The 12,894-nt window shown below is 38.7% G+C and carries 12 protein-coding genes; 7 read left to right on the top strand and 5 right to left on the bottom strand.

Annotated features, from left to right (window positions below; genetic code table 11):
* Positions 1-12: 12 nt before the first annotated feature.
* The 4 genes from trpCF to FNN08_RS08885 are packed head-to-tail and all read right to left on the bottom strand — an operon-like array spanning position 13 to position 4,637.
* Positions 13-1,404 carry a bifunctional indole-3-glycerol-phosphate synthase TrpC/phosphoribosylanthranilate isomerase TrpF gene (gene trpCF, locus FNN08_RS08900; protein WP_143584903.1) on the bottom strand — a complete coding sequence of 464 codons (1,392 nt, stop codon included), beginning with the start codon at positions 1,402-1,404 and terminating at the stop codon, positions 13-15.
* Complete coding sequence (gene trpD / locus FNN08_RS08895; RefSeq protein WP_143584901.1) at positions 1,397-2,404, bottom strand: anthranilate phosphoribosyltransferase; 1,008 nt, start codon at positions 2,402-2,404, stop codon at positions 1,397-1,399. Before trpD ends, trpCF begins: the two co-directional genes overlap by 8 nt.
* Positions 2,397-3,011: an aminodeoxychorismate/anthranilate synthase component II gene (locus tag FNN08_RS08890; protein ID WP_143584899.1), complete on the bottom strand. Its 615-nt coding sequence runs from the start codon at positions 3,009-3,011 to the stop codon at positions 2,397-2,399. The genes trpD and FNN08_RS08890 overlap by 8 nt, the downstream gene beginning before the upstream one ends.
* A gap of 12 nt (positions 3,012-3,023) precedes the next feature.
* Positions 3,024-4,637 carry an anthranilate synthase component 1 gene (locus FNN08_RS08885; RefSeq protein WP_143584897.1) on the bottom strand — a complete coding sequence of 538 codons (1,614 nt, stop codon included), beginning with the start codon at positions 4,635-4,637 and terminating at the stop codon, positions 3,024-3,026.
* Between the two features lie 637 nt (positions 4,638-5,274).
* Between FNN08_RS08885 and FNN08_RS08880 the strand changes: the two genes are divergently transcribed.
* The 6 genes from FNN08_RS08880 to FNN08_RS08855 all read left to right on the top strand — a co-directional run bounded on the left by FNN08_RS08880 (position 5,275) and on the right by FNN08_RS08855 (position 10,064).
* Positions 5,275-6,153: a PHP domain-containing protein gene (locus FNN08_RS08880; RefSeq protein ID WP_260679300.1), complete on the top strand. Its 879-nt coding sequence runs from the start codon at positions 5,275-5,277 to the stop codon at positions 6,151-6,153.
* Positions 6,154-6,191: 38 nt separating this feature from the next.
* A complete protein-coding gene (locus FNN08_RS08875; RefSeq protein ID WP_143584893.1) occupies positions 6,192-6,812 on the top strand; it encodes an L-threonylcarbamoyladenylate synthase in 621 nt (206 codons plus the stop codon).
* Between the two features lie 75 nt (positions 6,813-6,887).
* Positions 6,888-7,685, top strand: coding sequence for a segregation and condensation protein A (locus FNN08_RS08870; RefSeq protein WP_143585257.1), 798 nt, complete (start codon positions 6,888-6,890; stop codon positions 7,683-7,685).
* On the top strand, positions 7,685-8,281 hold the full coding sequence (scpB, locus tag FNN08_RS08865; protein WP_143584891.1) for an SMC-Scp complex subunit ScpB: 597 nt from the start codon (positions 7,685-7,687) through the stop codon (positions 8,279-8,281). Before FNN08_RS08870 ends, scpB begins: the two co-directional genes overlap by 1 nt.
* A 9-nt stretch (positions 8,282-8,290) precedes the next feature.
* The gene (rluB, locus tag FNN08_RS08860) at positions 8,291-9,163 is read left to right on the top strand and encodes a 23S rRNA pseudouridine(2605) synthase RluB (RefSeq protein ID WP_143584889.1); all 873 of its coding nucleotides are present in this window, start codon (positions 8,291-8,293) and stop codon (positions 9,161-9,163) included.
* 133 nt (positions 9,164-9,296) lie between these two features.
* The gene (locus FNN08_RS08855) at positions 9,297-10,064 is read left to right on the top strand and encodes a hydratase (protein WP_143584888.1); all 768 of its coding nucleotides are present in this window, start codon (positions 9,297-9,299) and stop codon (positions 10,062-10,064) included.
* A 51-nt stretch (positions 10,065-10,115) separates the two neighbouring features.
* Here FNN08_RS08855 and FNN08_RS08850 read toward each other — a convergent pair whose 3' ends face one another.
* Entirely contained in the window at positions 10,116-10,730 is a 615-nt protein-coding gene (locus FNN08_RS08850) for a TetR/AcrR family transcriptional regulator (protein ID WP_143584886.1), read from the bottom strand.
* Positions 10,731-10,862: 132 nt separating this feature from the next.
* Between FNN08_RS08850 and FNN08_RS08845 the strand changes: the two genes are divergently transcribed.
* Entirely contained in the window at positions 10,863-12,893 is a 2,031-nt protein-coding gene (locus tag FNN08_RS08845) for an NADPH-dependent 2,4-dienoyl-CoA reductase (protein ID WP_143584884.1), read from the top strand.
* Position 12,894 lies beyond the last annotated feature (1 nt).

Here is a 12,894-nt window from a genome sequence, read left to right as displayed (position 1 = left end):
ATCTATTTCTATTTAATAGTGTCTAAGCAAGCTAAATGCTTGCTCGAGTTTTGTTTTATCTTTAATGCCCGGTGATATTTCAATGCCTGAATTTATGTCTAAACCGCTAATATCAGTATCGTTCATTAATCTTATTGCGTCTGCTAAGTTCTCGGTATTTAAGCCACCGGCTAACATAGTCTTGGATAAGTCTTGCTCACACTCGGCTAACAATTGCCAGTTAAAGGCTTCGCCGCTACCACCTTGTTTACTGTCGAGTAAATAAGAGTCTGCGCCTAAATCTAAAGGTGCAATATCGTCTTTAACACTAATGGCTTTTACGATAGAAGTGTTTGAATCCAATAACTTGCGTAGCTCACTGATGTAATCACCATCTTCACTGCCATGTAATTGCACCGCCGCTAAATTTAATTTGTTTGCCGTTTTTGCAACTACTTCTAAGTGTTCATTGGCAAACACACCAACATAGTTAATGCTTGCTGATACACTGTTATTAACTTCATTAATGATATCTTGTGCTTGCTCTAAGGTGACACAACGTGGCGATTTATCTGCAAAAATTAAGCCGGCAAAACAAGCCCCTGCATTAATCACATTAACCACATCACTAGCCTTAGTTAAGCCACAAACTTTGTGACTGCCATATACTACTTGCCTACAAGCTAGGTCGATATCATCCTCAGACATAATTGAGCTACCTACTAAAAAGCCGTTTACTGCAGGTGCTAATTCACGTACTTGCTTATTGGTGTAGATACCTGATTCTGAAATGATCAAACGATCATCAGGGATCATTGGTGCTAATTCAAAAGTACGAGTTAAGTCGGTGGAAAGATCACGTAAGTTACGATTATTAATACCAATTAATTTTGCACCTAAATCAATCGCGCGCACGGTTTCTTCAACGTTTGATACTTCCGTTAAAATAGCCATGTTATAGCTATTAGCAACGTTAGCTAATTCAATGTATTCCTCATCAGTTAATACGCTTAACATCAATAATATGGCATCAGCGCCATAATAGCGGCCAAGATGAATTTGATAGCTATCAACAAAGAAGTCTTTATTTAATACCGGGCAATCGACGTTTTCAGATACTGCTTTAAGATAATCATGATTACCTTGAAAATATTTTGCATCGGTTAATACTGAAATTGCACTGGCGTATTTTTTATAAACCGAGCTTATTTCTAGTACGTCAAATACAGGGCGAATTAAGCCTTTTGAAGGTGATGCTTTTTTACACTCAAAAATAAAACCTGCGTTAGGTTGCGCAAGCGCTGCGTACATATCTTTTTGCGTTGGCTTTAAATCATCTATAAAGCTTGCTAGCGGAATATCTTGCTTTAATTGTTCAACCTCAATACGTTTATCGGCAACAATTTTTTCTAGTATATTAGCCATTACTTACCTCAACCATTTTGGCCAACGTTTTAGCTGCTTGGCCAGAAGCTAAAACCTGTTTTACTTTATCGCTAGCGTCTCTTAAGTTATTAGCAACACCGCTTAGGTATAATAATGCAGCAGTATTTATAATTACCGCATCTTTATGAGCTTGTTGACCTTGGCCTTGCAGAACCGCCATGGTATAGGCTGCGTTTTCAGCAGGCTTGCCACCTTTTATGCTTGCTAATGTATGAGTGTCTAAACCAAAATCGGCAGGAATAACATCTCGTTTGATTAACTCATCGCCATCAATTTCTATTATCTGGGTTTCACCATGAATGGCGACTTCATCTAAACCGCTACCATGTACAACCCAAGCGCGTTTGACTCCTGTAAGCTGCAGGGCTTTTGCCATTGGCATAAGTAATTCTGGAGTATATACACCTAAAAGCATTATTGATGGTTTCGCCGGATTAACAAGCGGCCCTAAAATATTAAACAAGGTGCGTACGCCCATTGCTTTTCGCACTGGCGCGGCATGGCGAAAACCACTGTGATATTTTGGCGCGAATAAAAAACATAAACCACTTTGCGCGATACACTCTGCTGCGGTTTCAGGTTCCATCGTTAAGTTGACGCCAAACGCCTCTAATAAATCGGCGGAGCCTGATTTGCTCGATACACTACGGTTACCATGCTTTGCTACATTTAAACCACAGGCTGCTGCAACTATTGCCGCAGTTGTTGAAATGTTTATGGTATTTGCACCGTCACCACCAGTACCAACACAATCTACCAATGGTGTATCAATTTCAGGAAATGGTGTTGCCGCATTACGAATGGCAAGGGCTGCACCGGCTATTTCTGCCGGTGTTTCACCTTTGATTTTTAATGCGGTTAATACTGAGGCCATAAGTGCTGGCTCAACTTCGCCGTTAACCACTTGGCTAAAAAACTCATTGGCATCAACAGGGCTTAAGTCAGTGCCTGCAATTAATTGGTCAAGTATTTTACTCATTAGCATTTCCTTGCATTTGCGTTTCTTGTAAAAGGTAATCAAAACTTTGTTTTAATAATTGGCTACCTTTTGATGTTAATAGTGATTCTGGATGAAACTGAAAACCTAAAGTTTTATCTAATGGATTAGCCACCGCCATAGGTAAATCATTATAGTAGGCAAGTAACTCTAGGCCTTTTGGCATTATCGTTGCGACTAATGAATGGTAACGAGCAACAGGTAGCGGAGAAGGTAAGTTAGCAAAAGGACCTAATTGGTTATGCTCAATAAGAGATGCTTTACCATGAACAATTTCTCCGGCTCTATCAACTTTACCGCCGTAGTGTTCAACTAACGCTTGATGTCCCAAGCAAATGCCTAGAATAGGGTATTTGCCTACAGCTAAAGAGATTAATTGCATTAAGCAACCTGCACCTTTAGGATCGCCAGGGCCTGGCGACAGCACTAAAATAACAGGGCAAGTTTCAGCATTCATTTTATCAATGATAAATTCTGCCGATACGGTGTTTCGGTAAATTACTGGCTCAAAGCCTAAGGTTTTAAATTCATCAACTAAGTTGTAAGTAAAAGAATCTAAGTTATCTAACATATATAGTTTTGTTTGCATTTTAGACTCCTATTATTTAGTTAAAAGATTTTCAGCAGCATTGGCAATTTGTACTGCTTTAATCACCGCTTGCGCTTTTTGTCTGGTTTCATCTGCTTCACTTTGTGGGTCAGAGTCATATACGACTCCAGCGCCAGCTTGCACATAAGCAATGCTTGATTTAACAAAAGCAGAGCGAATAACAATACAGGTATCCATATCACCTTCACCGTTTAAGTAACCAACTGCGCCGCCATAACTGCCACGGCGACTGCCTTCTATTTGGCGAATTAGTTGTGTCGCTTTAACTTTTGGCGCACCAGATAGCGTGCCCATATTCATACAAGCTTGATACGCATGCAGGGCATCAAGGTCTTGTGATAAAGTGCCACATACTCGAGAAACTAAATGCATCACTTGTGAATAACGATCTACTTTTAGCAATTCTGCCACATAACGAGTACCGCCTTCAGATACTCTGGCAATATCATTACGAGCCAAATCAACTAACATTAAATGCTCGGCTTTTTCTTTTTCATCGTTGCGTAATTCAAGTTCAATTCGGCCATCCAAATCGGGAGAATATTCACCAGCTAAATTAAAGCCACGAGGGCGAGTACCGGCAATTGGGTATAATTCTACTTGGCGATTATCGCTAGAGAACTTTAATGCCGACTCTGGTGACGCGCCAAATAAACAAAAGTCATCGTCTTTTAAGAAAAACATATACGGACTTGGGTTGGTTAGCTTCAACGCTTGGTATGCTGAGATAGGGTCGGTACAAGGTAGTGAAAATGTTCTTGATGGCACAACCTGAAAAATATCACCTGCGCGGATGTGCTCTTTTAAGTCATCAACTTGCTGACAAAATTCACTATCAGTAATATTTACTTTTACATCGGCAGAGTTCATTGCCACGTCAAGTTTAATATCATTAGATAGCAAAGGTTGCTCACAGTAATCTTTAAGTTGCTCAATGCGTTTTAATATTTGGTTTTGACTTTGAGCTTGCTCCTTGCCACTAAATACATTACCGATGATCTCAGTATTTTGCTTTTGATGATCAATAATAATTAATGTTTCAGCTAAGTAATAAACGTAATCTGGGCAAGTGTTTGTGCTTTCATCTACCTCAGGTAGTTGCTCACTGATAGTAATTAAATCAAAAGCGAAAGCACCGCCAATAAATACTGCAAATGGATGCTGCTCAATACTTTCAATCGTTTGTAACTCTCGTAAAACCTGCATTGGGTTAACGGTTAATAAACGGCTCAGTTCATCTTGCTGTTCGTTATTTTCGATAAACGTTAACGATAAAAATTGCTCGGATTGCTTGTTGATAGTAACGCTAGATTGATATTTATCTTGTGAGAATCTATCTGCTAATAACTCAAGCACAGATTGTCCATTTAAAGATTTTGCACTTACCGTTACATTAAAACCCGAGCATTCAACTTTTACCGCAGCATCAACTAACAACAAGCTTTTAAGAGCTCTTTTATCACTAATTTCGGCAGACTCTAATAATAGGGTATTAGTTTTATTTTCAGTTAAACTTTTATAAAGAGCCAATGGATCGTCTTGATACTTTGCATCAATAATAGTACTGGCAACAAAACCAGGGGACTGTAAATTAGTTTGGATCATTTCTAACCTTCCTTAGTTAGGTTATTTTTGCGCTGCACGTTAAGGGTATTCATGGTTAAGATCGAACTCATTAACTGCTTATTATTGCAATTCTTTAAAAACATTATTTACTCTATATTAAAGTTGTTTGTGCACTGTGTTTAGTGATTGTTTCTTCTATCTTATGCTTAATTGCTTGTTCTTATTTATAATACCAAGTCCATTAATTAACCGCTCATTTTTAATGGTTAAAATGAATAACTACTGCGTTATAAAATTTATAAGTAGAATAACTACTTACTAAATTTTATGCCTTGTATTTATCCCTTTTTCCTCATAAAAAAGTAGATCACTTAATTAATGGAATTGGTATAAGGCAACTTTAATGTTAATTAAAACGAAAAAACCCGCCTTGAATAAGCGGGTTTAATAAACTTTTTGCTAACAGCAAATGTCACAACCCACTATGTAGAGTTATGCCACCACCAAATGTTTAAGCTAGCTTGCTGTTGTATATGCATATTTTATCTATTCTTTAAATTATAATAAGGTAATTAAACGCACCGAATATGGCTCTTTAGGTAAACTAAATGGCTATCAATTACTCTCGCATCTAAGTACACTAATAAGTATACCTATAGAAGACCGCAATTTGAGAATGATGTCAACAGATCTTGAAGAAAAAAACGGCAAAATTAACAATTCATTACGAGTTGACTTTCATTGTCATACTACTTGCTCGGACGGGCACTTAACGCCGAGTGAAATTATCGACAGGGCAAGTAATTATCAAATTGACCAAATTGCCATAACTGATCATGACACAATTAGTGCTATCAGCATTGCGCAACAGCATATTGCAGAGCAGCAATTGAAAATACGTTTAGTATCGGGTATTGAATTTTCAACTATGTGGCAAAACTTTGAAATTCATGTGGTAGGCTTAAATATAGATTGTAATAGCCCTGAACTTCTCGCCTTAATTAAAAGCCAGCAAGAAGGGCGAGAGCAACGAGCTCTGCTTATGGCTGAAAAGTTAGCTAAGGCCGGTTTTGAAAATTGTTACCAAGATGCCAAGCTTTTAGCTAAAGGCGGTTCAATTACTCGCTCTCACTTTGCGCGGGTATTATTTAATCGCGGTGTGGTGAGTACATTACAAAAAGCCTTTGATAAATATATTGGCAAAGGCAATAGAGCTTACGTTAAACCATTATGGTGTAGCTTAGACGAAGCGATTGAAGTAATTGCAAAGGCTGGCGGACATAGTGTTATCGCCCACCCAAAGAAATACGATTTATCAACTAAATGGTTACGCCGCTTAATTAATGACTTTAAACAAGCAAATGGTCACGCAATGGAAGTCGTTTCTGGGCAACGTAACGACCAGCAACGAGACTTTCTTATAGAGTTGTGTAATGAGTACCATTTAGAAGCATCGGTTGGATCTGACTTTCATTTTCCTAACCGCTGGAGTGATTTAGGTAAAAATTTAGCATTACCGGAAAATACATCGGTAGTGTGGCAGCATTGGAATTAACCCGACTAAACTTAGTATGAATAATTAGGGATACGATTATGAGTCAATTTTTTTACATGCACCCAGATAATCCGCAAGCACGCTTAATTAAACAAGCGGTTGAAATTATCCACCAAGGCGGAGTTGTGGTTTATCCGACTGACTCTGGTTATGCTCTTGGTTGCCATACTGGAGATAAAAAAGCACTTGATAGAATTTGCCAAATTCGCGATATCAGCAAAGATCACAATTTTACTTTATTGTGTCGAGATTTATCTGAGTTATCTGTTTATGCTCGAGTCGATAATGCAAATTTTCGTTTATTAAAAAATAATACTCCAGGCGCTTATACATTCGTTTTTAAAGGCACTAAAGAAGTCCCTAAGCGTTTACTTAACCCAAAAAAGAAAACCATAGGCATTCGCATTCCTGACAACAATATAGCCATGGCTTTGCTTGAAGAATTAGGTGAACCGTTGATGTCCACAACCTTACTGTTACCGGGTAATGATATGGCTGAGTTTGATCCTGAAATTATTCGCGATAACTTAGAAAAACAAGTGGATTTAATTTTAAATGGTGGCTACCTAGGCGAAAAGCCAACTACAGTAGTCGATTTTTCTGAGGGTTTTGCCGATATTATTCGAGTGGGTGAGGGCGATCCTACACCATTTGAATAAGCTCAAACTTAATCAAACGCTACAGTGAGTATTAATATCAGCAGCGCAGTGAAAAATTCTAATAATAAAACAACGATGCAAGACATGGTACAACAAGTCTTGCCTCTTGCTATGGTGCGCGGTGAAGCCCTCGTTAAGCAACCACTTGATTTATTTATTCCTCCTGATGCGTTAGAAATTATTCTTGATTCTTTTGAAGGTCCTCTCGATTTATTACTCTATCTTATTCGCAAACAAAAATTTGATATTGTTGATTTACCGATCGCTGAAATTACCCATCAATACATGGAATATGTTGAATTGATGAAAGACGTTAAAATTGAATTGGCCGCCGAATATTTAGTGATGGCGGCAATTTTAGCGGAAATAAAATCACGCTTATTACTGCCAAAAACTGACGTTGTTGATGACGAAGAAGACCCAAGAGCTGAGTTAGTTAGGCGTTTACAAGAATACGAAGTAATTAAAGATGCTGCCAATAAACTGGATACCATCCCGCGCCTAGAGCGTGATAACTTTGAGGGAAGAGCGAGTTTACCTGAAAATTATAAGCCTAGGTTTGTTGAAGCCGATGTTAGCCTTGATGATTTAGTGCAAGCACTACAAGGGGTAATAAAGCGTGTCGAAGCATTTGAACATCACCATATTAAACGAGAAAATTTATCAACCCGTGAGCGCATGAGCCAAATATTAGCCACACTGGAGCATGACAGCTATAAAGAATTTAGTACCTTGTTTGTGCTAGAAGAAGGGCGAGGCGGTGTTGTGGTAACCTTTTTGGCAATACTAGAGTTATTAAAAGAAAACTTAATTGAATTTGTGCAAGCGCAGGTGTTTGGTCAAATACAAGTGAAGTTGGCGACAATACAATAATGAAAAAACTATCTGAACAACAACTAAAATCATTAATTGAAGCTATGCTATTTGTATCGGCTGTGCCGCTGAAAGTAAAAGATATACAAAAAACATTGGCAGAAGAGATAACATTAACAAAAAAACGCATACTTGTTGCTTTACAAGACCTAGAAAAAGACTATGATCAGCGCGGTATTGAATTAATTGAAGTTGCTTCTGGTTATCGTTTCCAAGCAAAGAATGAATACAGTGAGTTGATCGCCTTATTATTTAAGGAAAAAGCACCGCGTTATTCGCGAGCTTTAATGGAAACATTAGCATTGATTGCTTATCGTCAACCAATTACCCGTGGTGAAATAGAAGATATTCGCGGAGTGGCAGTAAGTAGTTATATAATTAAAACATTACAAGAAAGAGATTGGATCCATGTAGTTGGTCACAAAGAAGTTCCTGGACGTCCGGGGCTGTTTGCCACCACCAATGAATTCTTAGATTATTTCTCTTTAAAATCGCTAGCTGAATTACCAGAGCTTATGCAGGTTAATCAGTTAGATCTTAACCCTGAGAAGGGTGAAGCCCCATCGACAAGCAATAATGCTGTCGAAACAGAATGAGTTTATTAAATGTCTGAAAAATTACAGAAAGTATTAGCCCGAGCTGGTAAAGGCTCTCGTCGTGAGATGGAAGCTGTGATCAGTAGTGGTCGAGTAAGTGTTGACGGTAAAGTTGCCTTTTTAGGTGACCGTGTTGATGGCACCGAACAAATTCGCCTTGATGGTCATGCGGTTAAAATTGCTCAAAATGAAGATGAAGCATGTCGCGTACTTGTATACAACAAGCCTGAAGGTGAGATGTGTACCCGTAAAGACCCTGAAGGCCGCCCAACCGTATTTGACCGCTTACCTCCTATTGAAGGCAGCCGCTGGATAGCCGTTGGCCGCTTAGATATTAATACCTCAGGTATGTTACTTTTTACTAACGATGGCGAACTAGCTAACCGCTTAATGCACCCCTCACACGAAGTTGAACGTGAATATGCGGTACGTGTTTTTGGTGAAATAAACGAAGCTATGCTACAAACACTACGCCACGGCGTTAAGCTTGAAGATGGCATGGCCAAATTCAATAAGCTAACTTATAAAGGCGGTGAAGGACGAAACCATTGGTTCCATGTTGTACTTACTGAAGGTCGTAACCGTGAAGTTCGTCGTTTATGGGAAAGCCAAGGTGTACAGGTGAGTCGTTTGATCCGTGTACGCTATGGTGACTTTTCAATGGAACGCCGATTGCCACTAGGTGGTTGGATTGAGCTAGGCTTAGGTGATGTTAACTACTATCGTAAATTGGTTGAATTAAAACCAGAAACGAAATCGAAAGTCAAAGTAGATGCGAAAAAAATCGATAATACCCAAAGTCGAAAAATTCGTAAAAATGTAAAAAAACATCAGCAACGGCGCCAAGCCGCCGCGACAACAACGCGTCGCCAACGTAAATAAATATCAAGGTGTCAGACACCTTGATTGCTTAGTAATACATTTAGGGAATATTTATATTCCCTTTTTTATATAAACAAGTATGTGTCATTGCTCGACACAGTAGCCATTAAACAGAATAAAAATAGGTTTTATTATGCTTCCTGAAAGTTCCATTAACTTAGCTGCAAAAGAGTTATTAAATCGTCGCAGCGCGATGAATAAGTCTTTTCGTTTAGAAGACAATGTTCGTCCTATCTCTATTGAAGATGGATTAGCAATTCAAATGGAAACGGTAAAACAAAGTAAAGACTCTATTGGTGGTTGGAAGTGTTTATTACCACCTAATGATGAGCAAGTTATTGTTGCTCCAATATTAAAATCTAGTATTGAATCTGGCGATAACTGTGAGTTATTTGCTGATAACTGCATGGCAAGATTAGAGCCCGAAATAGCCTTTGTCTTAGCAAAAGATTTACCCGCTCAAGATACCGATTATTCAGAGTCTGAAATTGACCAAGCAATAGGCAGTGCTCATATGGCTCTTGAGCTTATGCAAGACAGATTTATCAGCGATTGTGGTGTTGATTACTTTGAAAGATTAGCTGATTGCTTACTAAATCAAGGCATATTTTTAGGTCCAGAAATTAATTTAGAGCAAGCTTATAAAGCCGCAACAATTAATATCAGCTTTAGCCAAGGTGACAATGTTCAAGAGTTTTCAGGTAAACATCCGAATCAATCGCCAATAAAACCACTGTATTGGATGATAAATTATTTAGGCAAGCGCGGTGTTAGTTTCAAAGCAGGACAAGCAATTATCACGGCTTCATATGCTGGTATTGTTGAAGTGGATTTTGAAAAACTAACTGAAATAGCATATCAAAACCTTGGTAAATACTCGGTAACCTTTAACGCTAAATAACAGCGCTAAACCATCAAGGTGTCTGACACCTTGATATGACACCTTGATATGTTAGTGGGTTTGGCTGGCGATGATGGTATCGACTAAATGGTCGATATTTTTATTGTCAGCATAAATACCATCAATAATCAGCTTACAAATGCCATGTAACGTTCCCCATGTTACTTGCGCCAACCTTAATGTATCTACATCTGAATTTAAAAGGCCTTGCTTTTGCCAGCGTTCAATTAAACTTAAATGGAATTGAAAGCTTTTATAGGCCGTTGATTTTAAAGATTCTGAGCTTGCTTGCTCTTTCCATAATGCAGAGCCAAACATTAACTCATAGATAAAGGCGTTATCGGTTGAGAATTCGATATAACCTTTGATGTAACGGTGAAGGATCTGCTTTTGTGTTGCTTTATCGTCACTTATTATCGAGCTAACGATATCCTGCCAGGTTGTAAAACCAGACTCTGCAATAGCGCTAAGTAAATCATTTTTATTTTTAAAATGATGATACAAAGCAGTACGGGACACGCCGATACTTTCACCTAAAGCGCGCATAGACAATGACTGGATACCTAAATCTTTGACCATTTTGGTGGCTTCTTTGAGTAAGGTCGCTCTTAATTCACCATGATGATAATTATTACCCGTTTTTTCAGATTTTAATGATTTGGCCATAGGTTTCTAAACTTATTGTTAATCTTAATATTGATTCAATCTTGACAATGTCAAAATACCTAGGTAACTTGACGATGTCAAGATTAATATGGATGTGGCAAATATCCATAAAAGAATTTAAAAGGTAATAAAATGACTGCTACTACTTCTCCATTTCCTCATTTATTAGAGCCACTTGATTTAGGCTTTATTAAAATTAGAAACCGTACCTTGATGGGCTCTATGCATATAGGCCTTGAAGAGGAAAAAGGTGGTATGGAAAAAATGGCGGCATTTTATGCTGAACGCGCTCGTGGTGGTGCAGGTATTATAGTTACCGGAGGCATTGCGCCAAATGTTGCAGGTTGGGTTATGCCGTTTGGTGGCCGAATGAGCTCAAAGCGCCATGCCAAGCACCATAAAGTTGTTACTGAGGCAGTACACAAAGAAGGCGGTGTAATCTGTATGCAAATATTGCATACCGGTCGTTATGGCTACCATCCTTTTAGTGTTGCACCTTCAAAAATTCAAGCGCCAATCAATCCATTTAAACCTCGCGCATTAAGTTCTAAAAAGGTATGGAAAACGATTGATGATTACGCCAATTCAGCAGCTATGGCACAACTTGCCGGCTACGATGGCGTGGAAATTATGGGCTCTGAAGGTTATCTAATTAACCAATTCTTTTGTGAGCGCACCAACCACAGAACAGATGAGTGGGGCGGTAGCTTAGAAAATCGAGCACGACTTGCCATTGAAACCGTTAAAAAGACCAGAGAAAGAGTTGGTGAAAAATTCATTTTAATCTATCGCTTATCTATGATCGATTTAGTTGAAGGCGGCGCAAGTTGGGATGAAGTTGTATATCTTGCTAAAGAGATTGAAAAAGCAGGTGCAACCATAATCAACACAGGTATTGGCTGGCATGAAGCGCGTGTACCAACGATTGCTACATCTGTGCCTCGAGCGGCATTTACTTGGATCACTGAGCGTATGAAAAAGGAAGTTTCTATTCCTTTAATTACTTCAAACCGTATAAATACCCCTGAAGTTGCAGAGCAAGTACTAGCCGATGGCCATGCTGATATGGTGTCAATGGCACGTCCATTTTTAGCTGATGCTGACTTTGTTAACAAAGCCGCAGCTAATAAATCGGAAAATATTAATACCTGTATTGGCTGTAACCAAGCGTGTTTAGATCATATTTTCCAAAAGAAACGAGCGTCTTGTTTAGTTAATCCAAGGGCTTGTTATGAAACGGAATTAAACTTTGAAGCTGCGCCTAATAAAAAGAAAATAGCCGTTATTGGGGCAGGACCTGCAGGATTAGCATTTTCTTGTTACGCCGCCGAGCGTGGCCACGAAGTGCACTTATTTGATAAAGCTGCTGAGATCGGCGGCCAGTTTAATTACGCCAAACAAGTACCAGGTAAAGAAGAGTTTTTTGAAACGCTTAGATATTTTAACAATCAAATAAAATTGATGGGTGTACAACTGCATTTAAATAGTGAACAAAGCGCTCAATCATTAAAAGAATCTGACTTTGACGATGTTGTTGTTGCTACCGGTATTGCGCCAAGAACACCAGCGATTGAAGGTGTTGAACATAGCAAAGTATTAAGTTACTTAGATGTGCTAAGAGATAAAGTTGAAGTTGGTAAACGTGTAGCCATTATTGGCGCAGGTGGTATTGGCTTTGACGTTGCCGAGTTTTTAGTTGAAGAGCATAGCTTAACCGTTGATCCTGAAAAATGGCTGAAAAACTGGGGCATTGATAAAACCTTTAGTAACAATGGCGGTTTAATGCCAATGCAGATTGACGAGTCACCTCGCGAAGTTTTCTTATTACAACGTAAAAAGACTAAAATAGGTAAAGGCTTAGGTAAAACTACTGGCTGGATCCATCGTGCTACCTTAAAGCAAAAACAAGTGCAAATGATCAACAATGTGAGCTATGACAAGATTGACGATCAAGGCTTACATATTAGTATTGATGGCAAAACACAAGTTCTTGATGTTGATAATATTATTTTGTGTGCTGGGCAAAATCCATTAAGAGATTTATACAATGGTCTTGAAGACAGCGATAAAAACGTACATTTAATTGGCGGCGCAGATGTTGCTGCAGAGCTTGATGCTAAACGTGCAATACGTCAAGGGGCTGAACTAGCCGCTAGGATCTAGT

The sequence above is a fragment of the Thalassomonas sp. M1454 genome (genome assembly GCF_007097525.1).
GTDB lineage: Bacteria > Pseudomonadota > Gammaproteobacteria > Enterobacterales > Alteromonadaceae > Thalassotalea_A.
Note: the sequence above shows the minus strand (reverse complement) of the source record. Positions and strands in the feature narration are given on the sequence as shown.